Annotated in this window: 15 protein-coding genes; 6 read left to right on the top strand and 9 right to left on the bottom strand. The window is 67.2% G+C overall.

Features of this window, described 5'->3' with window-relative positions; genetic code table 11:
- Positions 1–3: 3 nt before the first annotated feature.
- Positions 4–600, bottom strand: a complete 597-nt coding sequence (locus tag C2U31_RS28085) for a hypothetical protein (RefSeq protein WP_103275798.1) — start codon at positions 598–600, stop codon at positions 4–6.
- A gap of 398 nt (positions 601–998) precedes the next feature.
- Here C2U31_RS28085 and C2U31_RS28080 point away from each other — a divergent pair, with 398 nt between their 5' ends.
- On the top strand, positions 999–1,562 hold the full coding sequence (locus C2U31_RS28080; protein WP_233772532.1) for a hypothetical protein: 564 nt from the start codon (positions 999–1,001) through the stop codon (positions 1,560–1,562).
- Positions 1,563–1,706: 144 nt separating this feature from the next.
- Here the strand turns inward: C2U31_RS28080 and acnB are convergent, their stop codons facing one another.
- Both acnB and C2U31_RS30875 read right to left on the bottom strand, forming a co-directional pair.
- Positions 1,707–4,298 carry a bifunctional aconitate hydratase 2/2-methylisocitrate dehydratase gene (gene acnB / locus C2U31_RS28075; RefSeq protein WP_103275796.1) on the bottom strand — a complete coding sequence of 864 codons (2,592 nt, stop codon included), beginning with the start codon at positions 4,296–4,298 and terminating at the stop codon, positions 1,707–1,709.
- A gap of 175 nt (positions 4,299–4,473) precedes the next feature.
- Complete coding sequence (locus tag C2U31_RS30875) at positions 4,474–6,105, bottom strand: FxLYD domain-containing protein (protein WP_199770910.1); 1,632 nt, start codon at positions 6,103–6,105, stop codon at positions 4,474–4,476.
- 298 nt (positions 6,106–6,403) lie between these two features.
- Here C2U31_RS30875 and C2U31_RS28060 point away from each other — a divergent pair, with 298 nt between their 5' ends.
- Positions 6,404–7,168 carry a sulfite exporter TauE/SafE family protein gene (locus C2U31_RS28060; protein WP_103275795.1) on the top strand — a complete coding sequence of 255 codons (765 nt, stop codon included), beginning with the start codon at positions 6,404–6,406 and terminating at the stop codon, positions 7,166–7,168.
- Positions 7,169–7,191: 23 nt separating this feature from the next.
- On the opposite strand, the gene C2U31_RS28055 is transcribed toward C2U31_RS28060, so the two are convergent.
- From C2U31_RS28055 to C2U31_RS28030, 6 genes are all read right to left on the bottom strand, one after another.
- Positions 7,192–7,629, bottom strand: a complete 438-nt coding sequence (locus tag C2U31_RS28055; protein ID WP_103275794.1) for a CBS domain-containing protein — start codon at positions 7,627–7,629, stop codon at positions 7,192–7,194.
- A gap of 234 nt (positions 7,630–7,863) precedes the next feature.
- On the bottom strand, positions 7,864–8,877 hold the full coding sequence (locus C2U31_RS28050) for a proline racemase family protein (protein WP_103275793.1): 1,014 nt from the start codon (positions 8,875–8,877) through the stop codon (positions 7,864–7,866).
- Between the two features lie 35 nt (positions 8,878–8,912).
- Positions 8,913–9,704, bottom strand: a complete 792-nt coding sequence (locus C2U31_RS28045; protein WP_103275792.1) for an ABC transporter permease — start codon at positions 9,702–9,704, stop codon at positions 8,913–8,915.
- Entirely contained in the window at positions 9,701–10,549 is an 849-nt protein-coding gene (locus tag C2U31_RS28040) for an ABC transporter permease (RefSeq protein ID WP_103275791.1), read from the bottom strand. Before C2U31_RS28040 ends, C2U31_RS28045 begins: the two co-directional genes overlap by 4 nt.
- Positions 10,546–11,604 carry an ABC transporter ATP-binding protein gene (locus C2U31_RS28035; RefSeq protein ID WP_103275790.1) on the bottom strand — a complete coding sequence of 353 codons (1,059 nt, stop codon included), beginning with the start codon at positions 11,602–11,604 and terminating at the stop codon, positions 10,546–10,548. The genes C2U31_RS28040 and C2U31_RS28035 overlap by 4 nt, the downstream gene beginning before the upstream one ends.
- Positions 11,605–11,618: 14 nt before the next feature.
- Complete coding sequence (locus C2U31_RS28030) at positions 11,619–12,671, bottom strand: ABC transporter substrate-binding protein (protein WP_103275789.1); 1,053 nt, start codon at positions 12,669–12,671, stop codon at positions 11,619–11,621.
- Positions 12,672–12,794: 123 nt separating this feature from the next.
- Here C2U31_RS28030 and C2U31_RS28025 point away from each other — a divergent pair, with 123 nt between their 5' ends.
- The 4 genes from C2U31_RS28025 (at position 12,795) to C2U31_RS28010 (ending at position 16,635) form a co-directional block, all read left to right on the top strand.
- On the top strand, positions 12,795–13,877 hold the full coding sequence (locus C2U31_RS28025) for a GlxA family transcriptional regulator (RefSeq protein ID WP_233772530.1): 1,083 nt from the start codon (positions 12,795–12,797) through the stop codon (positions 13,875–13,877).
- A gap of 401 nt (positions 13,878–14,278) precedes the next feature.
- A complete protein-coding gene (locus C2U31_RS28020) occupies positions 14,279–15,742 on the top strand; it encodes a methyl-accepting chemotaxis protein (RefSeq protein WP_103275787.1) in 1,464 nt (487 codons plus the stop codon).
- Positions 15,743–15,850: 108 nt separating this feature from the next.
- On the top strand, positions 15,851–16,072 hold the full coding sequence (locus tag C2U31_RS28015; RefSeq protein WP_103275786.1) for a DUF1653 domain-containing protein: 222 nt from the start codon (positions 15,851–15,853) through the stop codon (positions 16,070–16,072).
- Entirely contained in the window at positions 16,069–16,635 is a 567-nt protein-coding gene (locus C2U31_RS28010; protein WP_103275785.1) for a PolC-type DNA polymerase III, read from the top strand. Before C2U31_RS28015 ends, C2U31_RS28010 begins: the two co-directional genes overlap by 4 nt.
- Positions 16,636–16,640: the final 5 nt, after the last annotated feature.

The raw sequence follows: 16,640 nt of genomic DNA, 5'->3' as shown, positions 1-16,640 counted from the left end.
GGCCTACCAGAACCAGCCGCCGCGCGTCAGGTCCTGTTCGCAGCTCTTGTACTGCGTGGTGTAGCGCTCGGCGCGCGCCTTGACTTTCTGGGACACGGTCTTGAGCCAGGCCTTGCGGTCGTAGCTGCGGTTGCGGTAACCGGTCCAGCCTTCGTGGTAGTTCAGGTATTGGCCATAGGCATCGGACTTGGCCACGCCGTTCAGGCGCTGGGTCTTGTGCATGTACCAACCCATGAAATCGATCGCGTCGGCGAAGTTGTCGCGGCTGGAGCCCCAGCCGCCGGCGTCCTTCTTGTAGTCGTCCCAGGTCTCGTCCTTGACCTGGGCGTAGCCATAGGCGGAGCTGACGCGGCCCCAGGGAATGAGGCCCAGGAAGTAATAGCGGGGCGGCACCGCGTCCTGTTTGAAGGAGGACTCCTGGTACATCATGGCCATGGGAATGGGCACCGGCGCGCCCCATTTCTTCTGCACCTTGAGGGCGGCGTCGTGCCAGTCCGGCTTTTCCCGGAAGATGGCGCAGATGTTGTCGGGGTTCGAGGGCGGCGCGGTGGCGCAGCCGGCGAGCGCCAGCAGCAGGGGCGGCATCAGGAGCCGGATCATTGGCGGGGGTTCCTCCAGGCGCTCCACCGGCGTCCCGGCGGGCTATCTGTGTCAATGTGTGCCTGGATTGTATAAAAACGTTTCGTCCAAAATGCGCCGGCTTGGTGAAAAATCGTGAAAAAGATCGCTCGGACTGTCATTCCCGATGAATCAGCGCGCGATTTCGGCCGAATCCTCCGAGGCAAGCTCGCGGCGGGCGCGGCGGCCGAGCGCGCTCTAACAGATGGACACACGGCGCCGGCGTCCGATGTTATCGGGGCCAGATGCACGTGTTAATTTATGCGCCCAGGCGCGAGCGCCCGGCCGTTTGGTCCCACCTTTCCTAATCGTTGAACACCATGCACACGAACGTTGATCGCGCCCAGGCGGGCTCCCTTCGGAAAATGCGGGCTTCGGGCATGTTCGCCCTCGCGGTGAGCGCGGCCCTGACCTTCGCCGTCGTGCCGGGCATCGGCGCCGCGCAATCGGCCCATGGACACCAGCCGGCACAACCCGCCGCTGTCCAACCGCCCGCGACGCTGCCGGCGCCCGCGCCCACGGCTGCCGCCCGCGCCGAGCAGTCGGCAAGCGCCGGCGCCTTGGCGCCGGTGCAGAAGACCGACGTCAAGGACCAGGCCGCGTATGAGCGGCTGCTGGGCAACAGCGGCATCACGCTGCAATGGCTCTGGTCGGCTTCGCGCGGCCAGCTGAACGCCAAGGATGAGAACGGCGTGGTGCGCCTGGAAGGCACGCAGTCCAATTTCGAAGGCACGCTTAAGATCAAGGGCGAGGTCGTGTCCATCGGCAGCGACCGCTTCGTTCTGCGTGGCACCATCCTGATCCTGGACGCGCCGGACAAGGGCCGCCGCTGCGAACGCACGGGCGACTACGAGTTCCGCGCGACCGGCAAGCGCAAGTACTGGCGCATGCAGAAGATGGAAGCCTGCGGCGGTCTGACCGACTACGTGGACGTCTACTACTAAGGCCGCAGGCGCCTGCCCGTTCCCCTGCGTGACGGAACGGGCGCGGTCGCCAGCGGGGCGCGCGACGCGCAGCATGAAAAAAGGCCCTGGATCGCTCCAGGGCCTTTTCGCTTGGTCCAGGCCCGAAGGCCTGGAGGGCGGCGTTTACAGCTCGACGACGTCGGCCACGTCCTTGTAGTCCGCGATCTTGTCGAAGTTCAGGTATTGATAGATCTGGTCGCCGCTCTTGTTGATGACGCCCATGTCCACCATGTATTCCTCCTTGGTCGGAATACGGCCCAGCTTCGAGCAGATGGCGGCCAGTTCGGCCGAGCCCAGGTACACGTTGGTGTTCTTGCCCAGGCGGTTCGGGAAGTTGCGGGTGCTGGTCGACATGACCGTCGCGCCTTCGCGCACCTGCGCCTGGTTGCCCATGCACAGCGAGCAGCCCGGCATTTCGGTACGCGCGCCGGCCGTGCCGAACACGCCGTAGTGACCTTCCTCGGTCAGCTGCGTGGCGTCCATCTTGGTCGGCGGGGCCACCCAGAGCTTGACCGGGATGTCGCGCTTGCCTTCCAGCAGCTTGGACGCCGCGCGGAAGTGGCCGATGTTGGTCATGCAGCTGCCGATGAACACTTCGTCGATCTTGGCGCCGGCCACGTCCGACAGCGTCTTGACGTCGTCGGGGTCGTTCGGGCAGGCCACGATGGGTTCGTGCACGTCGGCCAGGTCGATCTCGATCACGGCGGCGTACTCGGCGTCGGCGTCCGGCTGCAGCAGCTTGGGATCGGCCAGCCAGGCTTCCATGGCCTTGATGCGGCGGCCCAGCGAGCGCTCGTCTTCATAGCCGTTGGCGATCATCCACTTCAGCATCACGATGTTGCTGTTGATGTACTCGATGATCGGTTCCTTGTTCAGGCGCACCGTGCAACCGGCGGCCGAACGTTCGGCCGAAGCGTCCGACAGTTCGAAGGCTTGCTCGACCTTCAGGTCCGGCAGGCCTTCGATTTCCAGGATGCGGCCGGAGAAGATGTTCTTCTTGCCCTGCTTGGCCACGGTCAGCAGATCCTGCTTGATCGCGTACAGCGGAATGGCGTTGACCAGGTCGCGCAGCGTGACGCCGGGCTGCATCTTGCCCTTGAAGCGGACCAGCACCGATTCCGGCATGTCCAGCGGCATCACGCCGGTGGCGGCGGCGAAGGCCACCAGGCCCGAACCGGCGGGGAACGAGATGCCGATCGGGAAGCGGGTGTGCGAGTCGCCGCCGGTGCCGACGGTGTCGGGCAGCAGCATGCGGTTCAGCCACGAGTGGATCACGCCGTCGCCCGGACGCAGCGAAATGCCGCCACGGGTGCTGATGAACTCGGGCAGCGTGTGGTGCGTCTTCACGTCCACGGGCTTGGGGTACGCAGCGGTGTGGCAGAACGACTGCATCACCAGGTCGGCCGAGAAGCCCAGGCAGGCCAGGTCCTTCAGCTCGTCGCGGGTCATGGGGCCGGTGGTGTCCTGGCTGCCGACCGAGGTCATCTTCGGTTCGCAGTAGGTGCCCGGGCGCACGCCCTTGCCTTCCGGCAGGCCGCAGGCGCGGCCGACCATCTTCTGGGCCAGCGTGTAGCCCTTGCCGGAATCGACCGGGTCCTTGGGCAGGCGGAACAGCGTCGACGGCGCCAGGCCCAGCGCTTCGCGCGCCTTGGCCGTCAGGCCGCGACCGATGATCAGCGGAATGCGGCCGCCGGCGCGCACTTCGTCGAACAGCACGTCGGACTTCACTTCGAATTCAGCGATGACTTCGCCGTTCTTGATGGCCTTGCCGTCGTAGGGACGCAGTTCGACCACGTCGCCCATTTCCATCTTGGACACGTCCAGCTCGATCGGCAGGGCGCCGGCGTCTTCCATGGTGTTGTAGAAGATCGGGGCGATCTTGCTGCCCAGGCACACGCCGCCGAAGCGCTTGTTCGGCACGAAGGGGATATCTTCGCCGGTGAACCACAGCACCGAGTTGGTGGCGGACTTGCGCGACGAACCCGTGCCGACCACGTCGCCGACGTAGGCGACCAGGTGGCCCTTTTCCTTGAGCGATTCAATGAACTTGACCGGGCCGCGCTTGCCGTCTTCCTCCGGCTGGAACGCGGCGCCTTCGCGCTTGTTCTTCAGCATCGCCAGGGCGTGCATCGGGATGTCGGGACGGGTGGTGGCGTCCGGGGCCGGCGACAGGTCGTCGGTGTTGGTTTCGCCGGGCACCTTGAAGACGGTGATCGTCAGGCTCTGGGGCAGCTCGGGGCGGCTGGTGAACCATTCGGCGTCGGCCCAGCTTTGCAGCACGGCGCGCGCGTTGGCGTTGCCCTTGTCGGCCTTTTCCTTCACGTCGTGGAAGGAGTCGAACATCAGCAGGGTCTTCTTCAGCGCCTCGGCGGCGATGGTGCCGATTTCAGCGTCGTCCAGCAGTTCGATCAGCGGGCCAATGTTGTAGCCGCCGAGCATGGTGCCTAGCAGTTCGGTCGCCTTGGCGCGGCTGATCAGCGCACAAGCTTCCTTGCCCAGCGCCACGGCGGCCAGGTACGAGGCCTTGACCTTGGCGGCGTCGTCCACGCCAGCAGGCACGCGATGCGTCAGCAGCTCGACCAGGTTCTGCTCCTCGCCGGCGGGCGGGTTCTTCAGCAGTTCGATCAGTTCGGCGGTTTGTTTGGCCGTCAAGGGCAGCGGGGGGATCCCCAGGGCCGCGCGCTCGGCGACGTGTTGACGATAAGTATCCAGCATGGAAGGCCTGCTCAAAGTCGGGTTGGAAGAAGGGTTACCGGACGGATTGTAGAGGCAAGGCCGGCCGCTCGCAAATGTCTTATATCTTATATAAGACTTGCGGCGGCGTGACTGTTGCCGGCAGGCGACGGCATGGTCGTCGTCGATCCGGCCCCGGTTGATTCAGGCGTCGCCCTTACTCGGGCACGGCGTCGTAGACCACCGCGACGCGCTTGAAATTGGCGCCGTATTGTTTCACGTCCAGCTGGAACGGCGCGCTCTCGCCGGGCGCCAGGCGCGGCAGCCGCAGCTCCTCGGAACGGGCGCCGGTCAGCTGGTCTTGCGCGTCGTACAGGCTGATCCAGACCTTGACCTTCTTGACCGCGGCCGGGTCGTCATTGCGCACGCGTCCGTGGACCACCACATACTTGTAGCGGAAGCGGTAGCTGAAGTTCAGCGTGCCGGTGCCGACCGCGGCTTCGGTGTTTTCGACCGTCACCGCCAGCTTGGGGCGCGGGCCGGGCAGTTCGGCGCGCTTGGCGGGAGTCCAGTCCGTCTTGACCTCGGTGTAGCGCGCGAAGTCGCGCCCGACCAGCTCCACCGGCACGCGTTCGCCTGGATACAGATAGGCGGGCAGCTCCCAGGACTGGCGCAGTTCCAGCGGCTGCGAGCCGTCGAACACGGCGATCGAGGCGCGCGGCGACAGCGCGACGTAGCGATCGCTGGTGTTGCTGACCTCGGCGTAGAGCCGGGGGCGGTCGATCTCGTCGAGCAGCCGGCGCGGCGCGCTGAGCTTGAGCTGGGCGGGATCGAACAGGGCGAAATTCTCGTCCAGCAGTTCCAGCGCAGTCAGCCGGGGCTTTGGAATCGCTCGGATGGCCGCCGGGCTGATGCGCTGCATCCGGCTGGCGGCGTTGGCCTGCGTGCTGGCGTCCTGGCCGCCGGACGCCGTGGTCTGGACCATGTATTCATAGGATGCGACCGCGCCTTCGCCGTACAGCTCGCAGCGCACGTCGAAGGTGGTGGCGGCGCCGGCCGCCAGCGAGCCCGCCGCTCCGTAGCCGTTGCCGCTGCCGATCAGCTTGCCGCCGGCGTCGTACAGCATCACCGTGACCTGCGCGCCGGAGATGGCGCTGGCGCCTTCATTCTTCAGGATGCCGACCAGCCGGTGCGCGCCGTCATTCTGGACCAGCTGCACCTTGCTGGCGGCGACCTGCCGGGTGATGGCGCTCATCGCGGGGCTGACCGAGCCGATGCGCAGCTCGTAGCGGCTGTAGGGCTGGCTGGGCAGGTCGATCAGCACCGGGCTGTACTCGCCGGGCAGCAGGGTGCGTGACAGCGGCGAGCCGCTGGCCGAGTTCTGCGCCAGATCGCCCTGGTAGAACTGCGCGCTGACGCTGGGCGCGTTGATGGGCTTGCCAGTCTCGTTGCGCATCATCAGCAGCAGCTGCTTGCGGCTGCCGTTGGCGATTTCACGGGTGTCCGTCAGTTTCACCAGCGAGGCGTCGATGGGCGGAACGCGCGGCGCCGCCTGATACGACGTGCGCGAGGAGCCGTTCATCAGCGAGATGACCACGGGAATGGAGATCACGGCCACCGCGATCGCGGCAGCGGTGATGACCAGATTGGGCTTGACGCGCGGCGTTGCCGGCGCCTGCATGCCGCGCAGGATCTGCTCCAGCCGCTCGGCGACGTTGTCCTCGACCAGCGTCACGGCCTGGCAGTGGGTGCAGCGGTACTCGTTCTGGTCCAGCTTGGTGAAGTGGCCGCTGCCGCAATTCGAGCAGGTCAGGGTCACGGTATTGATGGTGGCGTGTTTGGCTGTCATGGACGCGGGCTGCGGGCGTATGGGTGTCTGGTGCGCACGCGGTGCCTGGGAGGGCTGGCGCGGCGGCTGCGCTGGCCGGCAAGGATAGCGGTGGAGCGGCCATCAGACATGGACGCTCGCATCCATTTGTGACAAAAGATGTGGAGCTGTCCGCTGGCGGGGCCGGACTAGGCCCGGTGCTATCATCGCGTCCTTCTCCATACGCCATCTGGCAAGCGCGTCCGCCGTTCCCAATCGTTTCCTCCCTGGCCGCGCCGCGCGGCGGGCAGAGCCGAGGCAGGTCAGGCTCTTTCCCCGCATGAGCATCTACCAACATCTGCTGTTCCTGGCCTGCGTGGCGCTCGCCACCTATGCGCAGACCATGACCGGTTTCGCCTTCGGCCTGGTGCTGCTGGGCCTGTCCGGGGTGTTCCAGCTGGCCTCGGTGTCCGAGGTGGCCAACGTGGTGAGCGTGCTGTCGCTGGTGAACGCGGCCGTCACGCTGGCCCGCGCCAAGCCGCAGGTGAACTGGCGATTGCTGGCGCCGGCGCTGGGCAGCAGCCTTGCCGGCGTGGTCGCGGGCGTGTTCGCGCTGGCCTGGATCAGCGGTTCGATGGCCGTGGCGCTGCAACTGCTGCTGGGCGTGACCATCATGGCCTGCGCCGTCTTGCTGGTGGCGCGCGCCGAACCCTTGCCGCGCCTGTCCTCGCGTGGTTCCTTCGTCTTCTTCGGCAGCGTGTCCGGCCTGCTGGGCGGTTTGTTTTCCAGCGCCGGGCCTCCCATGGTCTATCACCTGTACCGCCAGCCGCTGCCGCTGGCGTCCATCCGCAACAGCCTGCTGATCCTGTTTTCGTTCAATGCGATGGCGCGCCTTGGGCTCGTGACCAGCCAGGGCCAGTTCCAGGCCTCATCCTTCTGGCTGAGCGCGCAGGCGTTGCCGCTGGTGATCGCCGTGACCTGGGCGGCGCGCCGCTACGGCAGCGCCGGATCGATGAAGACCATCAGGCGCATGGTGTTCGTGCTGCTGCTGGCGGCCGGCGCCGGGCTGGTCGTGCCCGCCGCCCGCCAGCTGGCGGGCGGATAAGGCGCTTGGCCGGCGCGTCCGCGCTAGCGTTCGCCGCTGATGTAGCGTTCCAGTTCGGTAATGATGAACTTTTGCTCGCTCATCACATCCTTGACCAGGTCGCCGATCGACACCAGGCCGACCAGTTTCTGTTCATGGATGACGGGCAGGTGCCGGAAGTGGCGCTCGGTCATGAGCGCCATGCAGTGCTCGCGGGTGTCTTCCGGGCGCACGTAGTAGACCGAGTCAGTCATGATGTCGCGGACCTTGGTGGTGCGCGAGGAGCGGTCCTGCAGCACGATCTTGCGGGCGTAGTCGCGTTCGGTGAGCATGCCCAGCACCGTCTCGCCATCCACCACGACCACGGCGCCGATGCCGCGTTCGGCCATGGTGCGGATGGCGTCGTAGACGGAGGAGTCCGGCGCCACCGTCACGACCGCCGGATTGGACTTTTCCCTGAGAATCTCAGCCACTTTCTTCACGATGCGCTCCCGAATCGCTGCCTGGGTTCAAACCCTGGCCGCCCCGCGCGGCTGATGCCTTCATCGCCGCGAGGCGCGGTCCTGGCTCCATCCTAAGCCCGAGCCCCGACTTGCCGCAAGCGCGCCGGCGGAGCCGGGCGTCCGGGCGACTCGGACCTGTCATCCGGCGGCAACATCGTGCGTCCGGGCGGCGGCGGGCGGCTCGGGTAGCCGCCCGCCGCCACCTGTTCCGGATCAACGGATCAGGAAGCCGGCGCCGACCGGATCGTTCTGGTCGATCACCCAACGCGCCGTGCCCAGGATGCTGGCGGTGCCCTTGACCGTGGGACGGACCGCGCGGGTGCCGTTCAGGTCGACCTCGCCCAGCAGGCAGCCTTCGAAGGTGCCGCTGCCCAGCAGGCCCTCGGAGCGGATCGGCTGGTTCAGGCCAAGTTTGCCTCGGGCCTCGAACATGGCCATCATCGCGCTGGTGCCGGTGCCGCCGGGCGAGCGGTCGAGCTGGCCGGCGCTGAACACGTGCACGTTCTTGTAGAAGGCGCCCTCGATGGTGGGCTCGTGCCAGAACGTGATGAAGTTCAGATTGTTGATATGGGCCTCGGTCGGGTGCTGGATGCGCTGGCGGGCGTTGAGCTGGTCGCGCACGATCAGGCCCATGCGCGACAGCTCGGTGCCATTGTCCGGCGAGATGCGCAGGCCGCAGCGCGACAGGTCGACGATGCCGAAGTAGTTGCCGCCCCACACGATGTCGGCCGACAGCGCGCCGTAGCCGGGCAGTTCCACCGGGATATCCTGCGCGGCCACATAGGCCGGCACGTTCTCGAAGCGCGTCCACAGCACCTGCTCGCCTTCCGAGGCGACTTCCGACACGACCAGGCCGGCGGTGGTCTCGAAGCGGATGCGGGTGATGCCGTCCGGACCGCGCGGCACCAGGCCGTTGGCCACCATCGCCATGCTGACCGCGATGGTGCCATGGCCGCACATGTGCGAATACTCGGTGCCGTCGATATAGATCAGGCCAGCGTCGAACTCGGGGCTGGACGGCGGCGTCAGGAACACGCCGAACATGTCCTTGTGGCCGCGCGGCTCGCGCATCAGCGCCTTGCGCAGCCAGTCATAGCGCTGTTCCAGGAAGGCGCGCTTTTCCAGGATGGTCGAGCCGGCGGGATAGGGGATGCCGCTGTGGACGATGCACAGGGGCTCGCCCTCGGTATGGGTATAGATGACGTCGAACGCGTCTTGCTTGCGCATGGCGTGTGCTCCAGGCTTGGGGGTAGGGTAAGGGTTCATTGGCCGCGTTCGGACAGCATGTCCAGCCCGACGGTCAAATCGAGGATGACGATGGCGATCACCGCTGCCGCGATCGTGGCGCCCGAGACGGCGGCGATGGTCGGATCGATCGTGTACTGCACGTAGTTGAAAAGCTTGACGGGGATGGTGTTCAGGTCCGCCGTGGTGTTGAAGATCGACAGCTCCACGTTGATCCACGACGAGATGAAGGCGAAGATCGATCCGGTCACGATGCCGGGCCGGATCTGCGGCAGCGTCACCAGGAAGAAGGTGGTCCAGGGACTGGCGCCCAGGTCCGCCGAGGCTTCCTCCAGCGCGCGCTGCTCCGGCGTCAGCAGGCCCAGCGTGGCGCGCAGCACGAAAGGGGCGATGATGACGACGTGGCCGATCAGCAGGGACAGGAAGCTGCGCGTCAGGCCGAAATACGCGCCGTACTGCAGCAGCGCCGCGCCCAGCACGATGTGCGGCAGGACCAGCGGTGACATCAGCACCGACGACAGCGCCGCCTTGCCCGGGAATTCGTGGCGCGCCAGCGCCAGGGCGGCGGGCACCGTAAGCAGCACCGCCGCCGCGGTGGCGGCCAGCGCCAGCACGGTGCTGGTGGCGAAAGCCGCCGCGTAGCCGGGCTCGGCCAGCATGGCGCGATACCAGTCCAGCGTCCATCCCTGCGGCGGGAAGGCCAGGTAGGGCGTGGCCGTGAAGGACGCGCCCAGGATCACCAGCAGCGGCAGGGCCAGGTAGGCGAGCACGCCCAGGGCGGACAGGCGGATCAGGCAGCGGGCGATCATCGTGCGCCTCCGGGCGGAACGGCGGCGCGGTTGGCCAGCGCCACCAGGATCAGGGTCAGGACCAGCAGCACCATGCTCAGCGCGCCGCCGTAGTGGAAGTCGAACACCGTGCTGTACTGCTGGAAGATCAGCATGGACAGCACCGTGACGCGCCCGCCGGACAGCAGCGCCGGCGTCACGTAGGCGCTGACCGCCAGCGTGAAGACGATGATGGCGCCGGATATCACGCCCGGCAGCGTCAGCGGCCAGGTGACGTGCACGAAGGTGGCCGCGGGGCTGGCGCCCAGGTCCGCCGAGGCCTGCTCGCAGGCCGGGTCGACGCGCGCCAGCGCATTGCCCACGGCCAGCACCACGAAGGGCAGCAGCACGTAGACTATGCCGATCAGGATGCCCAGCTCCGCGCCGATGAAGCGCACCGGACGGTCGGCGGCGCCGGTCGCCATCAGCGCCTGGTTGATCAGCCCGTTGCGGCCCAGTAGCACCATCCAGCCGAAGGCGCGCACGATGTTGCTGGTGAACAGCGGCACCACCAGCAGGATCACGCAGGCCCGACGCCATGCCCGCCAGCGCACCACCCGCACCAGATACCAGGCCAGCGGATAGCCCAGCGCCACGCAGATCAGGGTGGTGTAGAAGGCCAGCCGGAACGTCACCAGGATCACGTCCCAGTGGTACTGATCCGCCAGCACGCGCAGGTAGTTGGCCGGTGTCAGGGCGGTGCCCGACGGGCCGCCGGTGATGCTGGCCAGCGCCACCACGGCCAGCGGGGCCAGGAAGAAGGCCGCGAAGAACAGCGCGGGCGCGGCCAGCAGCAGGGCGGGCGCGCGCAGGGAGCGGCGCGTCATGATTGTCCGCCGATCAGGTGCAGGTCCGTGGCCGCGAAGGCCAGCGTGGCGGCGTCACCCGCGCGCAGCCCCGCCGGCGCGGCGCCGCCGTGCCGCGCCACCAGCGTCTGTCCGTCCACGTCCACGTGGATCATGCAGTGGCTGCCCACGTTGATCACGTCGCGCACCGTGCCGCTCAGCGCGCAGTCCGCGCCGGGTCCGTCCTGCGCGAGGCGCAGGTCTTCCGGACGCAGCAGCGCCAGGCCGCTGGCCGGCGCGTCGCCGGCCGCGCGCGTCACGCGCAGGCCCTGCGCCTGCAGCCGCAACGCGCCGCCCGCCTCGACGGCGTAGGGGATCAGGTTGGCGTCGCCGATGAACTCGGCCACGAAGCGCGAGGCCGGACGCCGGTAGATGTCGGCGCCCGCGCCGGCCTGTTCGATGGCGCCGGCGCGCATCACGACAATGCGGTCGGCCATGGTCATGGCCTCTTCCTGGTCGTGCGTGACAAAGACGAAGGCGATGCCCAGCCTGGCTTGCAGGTGCTTGAGCTCCAGCTGCATGCGCTTGCGCAGCTTCAGGTCCAGCGCCGACAGCGGCTCGTCCAGCAGCAGCAGCTTGGGCCGGTTGACGATGGCGCGCGCCAGCGCCACGCGCTGCTGCTGTCCTCCGGACATCTCGCGCGGGTAGCGCGGGCCGAACTCGGCCAGGCCCACCATGTCCAGCGCAGCCCGCGCGCGCTCTGCGGCTACGGCCCGCGACGCGCCCTGGCGGCGCGGGCCGTAGGCCACGTTGTCCAGCACGCTCATGTGCGGGAACAGAGCATAGTTCTGGAACACCGTGTTCAGCGGGCGATGATGGGGCGGCAGGCGGCTGACGTCGCGGCCTTCGATCAGGATGCGGCCGGCATCCGGCGTGAGGAAACCGGCGATCGAGCGCAGCAGCGTGGTCTTGCCGCAGCCGCTGGGGCCCAGCAGCGCGACGAACTCGCCCTGGTTGATGGCCAGATCGATGCGGTCCAGCGCCTGGTAGGCGCCGAAGCGCGTCGACACGCCTTCTATGGATAGCAAAGCGGACATGGCGGTTCCTGCATTCAGCGCTTGCGGGCGACCTGGCGGTTCCAGGCCTCGGTGACTTCGGCGCGGCGGCTGTTGATCAGGTTCCAGTCGAACAGGCTCAGGTTCTGCACCGAGCCTTCGGCGCCCCAGGGCAGCTTGCGCGCCACGTCGGGCGGCACCTGGGTGTTCCTGACGGCCGGCCCCAGGTAGAGCCGCTGCGCCAGGCAGGCCGCGGCCTGCGGCGTGAGCGCGGTATCGATGAAGCGCTGCGCGGCGGCCTTGTTCGGCGCGCCCTTGACCAGGTGCAGCCGGGCGTCGGTGGCCCAGGCGCCTTCCTTGGGCACGGCGAAGCCGATCGGCAGGCCCTTGTCGATCAGGTCCCAGGCGCCCACGTTGAAATGCGCGCCGATCACCGCTTCGCCGCTCTGGTAGGCATTGGTGGCCGCACCCGAACTGTCGAAGTACAGCGCCGTGTCCAGCGTGGCGAGCTTGGCGTAGAGCGGGGCCAGGTTGGACGGATCCACCGACCAGACGCGCGCCAGGAAGAACAGGAAAGGCACGCCGGAGGAATTGGCGGGCGAGGGCAGGGCCACCGCGCCGGCGTATTCGGGCCGCCACAGGTCCTTCCAGCTGGCCGGCGGCTGCTTGACCTCGCGCGTGTTGTAGACGATGCCCAGCGAGTAATAGCCGGAGCTGACCGCATAGGCGGCCCCGTCCTTGCGATACACGCCCTGGTCGATCACGTTTTTCAGGTTCGGGATGGCCGCCGGGTCCAGCGTGTCCAGCACGCCCGCCTGCTCGGCCAGCTCGCTGATGCCGCCGTCCAGCCAGGCCACGTCGATGGTGGGCGCGGCCTTCTGCTGCTGGAGCTTGGCCAGCGTCGTGGTCGAGGTGCCGACCTCGGGCGATACCTGCACGCCGGTCGCCTGGGTGTAGGGCTCGGCGACGCAGGCGCGGAACGCGTCTCCCCAGTTGCCGCCGTACCAGGCGACGGTGATCTTCTGCTGCTGCGCGCCCGCCAGCGGGGCCGTGATCAGCCCCGCGGCGAGCAAGGCGGCGCCAACGGCGCCGCGGACGAATGTTGCCATGTCGGATTCCCCTTGTCGTTTGTCGATCCGTGATCTGGACACTGCCTAGCCACATCCGCATCTTGGTGGATGCCCGGGAAAACCAGCTTGAAGGCGCGGGACATAAATTTGAATAATTGCGTCATGCAGCCGCCGCTTTCCGCCCCAACCGAGCCCGTTCCCTATGAAGACGATGCCGATGCCCCGGCTCGGGGAAAACCCGCGCTCGCGGTTGGCATCGTGTTGCTGGACCAGTTCACGCTGGCCGCCTTCGCGGGTTTTGTCGACGCCTTGCGCCTGGCCGGCGATCACGGCGGACGCAGCCGGCAGATCCACACGTCCTGGCGGGTGATGAGCTGGGACGGCAAGCCGCGCTGCTCCAGCGCGGGCCTGACCATCGACGTGGCGGCGGGCCTGCCGGACGATCCCGAGCAGTTCGACTACGTGGCGGTATGCGGCGGCAATGACTACATCAACGGGCGCATGCCCGAGCCCTTGCGGGACTGGCTCCGGCTGGCCGCCGAGCGGCGCGTGCGGCTGCTGGGCATCTGCACCGGCACTTTCGCGTTGGCGCAGGCCGGCGTGGTCGGGCCGCGCACGGTCTGCGTGCACTGGAACGTGCTGGAAGCTTTTCGCGAGCGCTTTCCGCAGACCCGCGCCGTGGTGGACCGGCTGTTCATCGACGAGGGCGACTTGATTTCCTGCGCGGGGTCGACCGCCGCGATCGACCTGGGCCTGTACCTGGTGGCGCGCCATTGCGGCCGCGACAAGGCGCAACAGGCCATGCGCCACATGATGCTGCAGGGCGTGCGGCCGGCGCGCGTGCCGCAGGCGCATTTCCGCAGCGATCTCTCCGGCATCCAGGATCTGCGCGTCAGGCAGGCCGCGCATTTCATCGAGCAGCGCATCGACAATCCGCCGCCGCTGGACGCCATCGCCCGTTATGTCGGCGTCGGGCGCAGGCAGCTGGAACGGGCGTTCCGCCTGGCCACGGGTTTATCGCCGATGGCTTTCCAGCGCCAGTTACGCCTGGAATATGGCTGCTGGCTGCTGCTGAACAAGCCCAGCAGCATTACCCAGGTTGCGCTGGATTGCGGTTTCGCCGACGGCGCGCATTTCTCGCGCGACTTCCGCGCGCATTTTGGCGTATCCCCGCGTCAATATCTGCAATCCGGGGCGGCCGTCGCGCGCGAACCCGATTCCGTGGGCGGTCTGGCGACAGTCTGAATCAATCGGGTTTTACGGGGCGCATGCCGGTTGCTCGCCGGCATATACGGGGCGCACCCGTGATAACCCAGGGAAATTAATGCGCTTTCAGCTTTCCGCAAGACTCGCGCGGCGGGTTTCCCTATTTTTGTAACCCGTTGATATTTTTTTGGAAACCGCGCCCTGGAAAATATTGAGAATGGCGCCTTTTTGAGATTAAATATTTTCGACTGGATACATTCTGCTGTTTTTTGTTTTCAGTAGACCTACCGTCATCGCGGGGATGGCGGAAAACGTAGGCGGCCTGTGGCGCGGCGCGGCGCGCACAGCCGGATCGCGGGCGCGCAGACGGTTTTCCTGATTGTTTTGCGGTTGTTTGTCGGTGTCAGCAGTTTCGTCCATCCCTCGCAGGAGGCGTCATAATGCATTGGCTTACCCTCAACCGCCTGCTCCGCGTCGAACGCGGCATGCAGAAAGCGGATCTATACGGTCAGATCGCGGCAATTCACAAAGCCCAGGCAGTCATCGAGTTCGATCTTCAGGGTCATGTCCTGATGGCCAATCAGAATTTCCTGGACACCATGGGTTATTCCCTGGACGAGGTTCTGGGACAGCATCACCGCATGTTCATACGCCCGGAAGAACGTGATTCCGCCGCCTATGCCGAGTTCTGGGAAAAACTGGGGCAGGGCGCCTACGATGCCGGCCGTTATCGGCGCGTGCGCAAGGACGGCAGCGATGTCTGGCTGCAAGCCACCTACAGTCCGATCTGTGACAAGCGCGGTCGCCCGTTGAAAGTGATCAAGTACGCGACCGATATCAGCGAACAGCAGCAGCGGCAGGCCGATTTCGAAGGCCAGCTGGCGGCGATTTCGAAAGTCCAGGCGATCATCGAATTCGAGCTGGACGGCACGATACTACGCGCCAATGAGCTGTTCCTGGATGCCATGGGCTACCGCGCCGACGAAGTCGTCGGCCGTCATCACAGCATGTTCGTCACGCCGGAGGAGGCGCGCGGCGCCGCCTACCAGGAATTCTGGCGCAAGCTGCGCGAAGGCCGCCATGACGCCGGACAGTATCTGCGCATCGGCAAGGGCGGCCGGCAGGTCTGGATCGAGGCCAGCTACAACCCCATCCTCGATGCCGAGGGTCGGCCCTTCAAGGTGGTCAAGTACGCCACGGACATCACCAAGCGCTTCACCGCCGCGCAGACGCTGCGGGTCACGGTGCAGGGCTTGACCGAGAATGCCGAACGCGCGTCCCAGGCCAACACGCTGGCGCAGGATGCCTGCAAGGTGGCCGAAGAGGGAGGCCGCACGGTGCAGGACGTGGTGCGCACGATGTCCGCCATCACCGACAGCTCGCGCCGCATTTCCGAAATCATCGGCGTGATGGACGGCATCGCCTTCCAGACCAACATCCTGGCGCTCAACGCCGCGGTCGAGGCGGCCCGGGCCGGCCCGCACGGCAAGGGTTTCGCCGTGGTCGCGGCCGAGGTGCGCAGCCTGGCGCAGAACAGCGCCGCGGCGGCCAAGGAGATCAAGGGGCTGATCACCACGTCGGTGGAGCAGATCCAGGCGGGAGCGGTCCAGGTCCAGTCGGCCGGCAGCACCATGGATGACATCGTCACGTCGTCGCACCGGGTCACCGAGATCATGGGCGAGGTGGTCCAGGCATCGCTGGCGCAGTCGTCCAAGCTTGGCGACGTGACCGAAGACATCACTGCGATGACCGCCGACGCCGCCCAGGTGCTCAGGCAATCGACGGCCGAGCGCGAGCTGCGGCCGGTCTCCGTGGTCAAGCCGGTGGCGCAGGGCGTGCGGGCGCGCCCCGCGGCCAATACGCCCATGCCGTCCAAGCCGGTGCTGGAGTACGTCCGCTACTGAGGGGCGCGGCAGGCGGACGGCGGGATGCGCTATAAAGTGCGTCTTGCCTGAACTTCGCGGGCCCGGGCGGCAAGATCTCCGTCCGGGTCCGCCGCCATTGCCACGCCCATGACCGAATCCGAAGCCCTGGCCCTTGCCTCGCACCGTCATTACAAGGGCGGTCTGTACCGCTATGTGGGCGAAGCCCGCCATTCCGAAACGCTGGAAACCATGGTGGTGTACGAACACCTGTGGCCGCATGCGCGCGGCCTGTGGGTGCGGCCGGCGGACATGTTCTTCGGCCAGCTGGCCGACGGTTCGCCGCGCTTCGCGCCGCTGGACGCTAAGTGAGCGGCGCGCGGGCCTTGCCGGCGCCCCTGGCCGCCGCGCTGCATGCGCTGCGCGGCCCTTTCGTCGTGGCCGACCTGGAAACCACCGGCCTGTCCACCGCCAGTTGCGAGATTCTTGAAATCGCCGCGGTGCGCGTGCAGGCCGATGGCGTTTGCGAGCGGGAATATGCGCAGGTGGTACGCACAAGGGGCCGGGTGCCGCCGTTCATCAGCCAACTGACCGGCATCACGCAGGCCGAAGTGGACCGGTTTGGCATCCCCGTGAGGCAGGCGTTCTCGTCCTTCCTGGATTTCGTCGAGGACCTGCCGGTGTTCTTTCACAACGCCTCGTTCGACCGACGCTTCCTGGCGGCCGCCTCGGACCAGACCGGGCTGGCCTTCGCCAACCCGGTGCACTGCACGCTGGCGCTGGCGCGACGCGCCTGGCCGGAACTGCCGTCCCATAAACTGGATATCCTGGCCCGTCACGTGGGCGCGTCGGATCCGACTCACCGCGCCCTGGCCGATGTGCGTACGACCGTGGCGGTGGCGCTGGCCGCCGGGGCCAGGCTGGCGCGGGCTTGATGCCC

The sequence above is a fragment of the Achromobacter sp. AONIH1 genome, assembly GCF_002902905.1.
In the GTDB taxonomy this organism is placed as follows: Bacteria; Pseudomonadota; Gammaproteobacteria; order Burkholderiales; family Burkholderiaceae_B; genus Achromobacter.
This window is presented reverse-complemented; position numbering and strand designations above follow the sequence as displayed.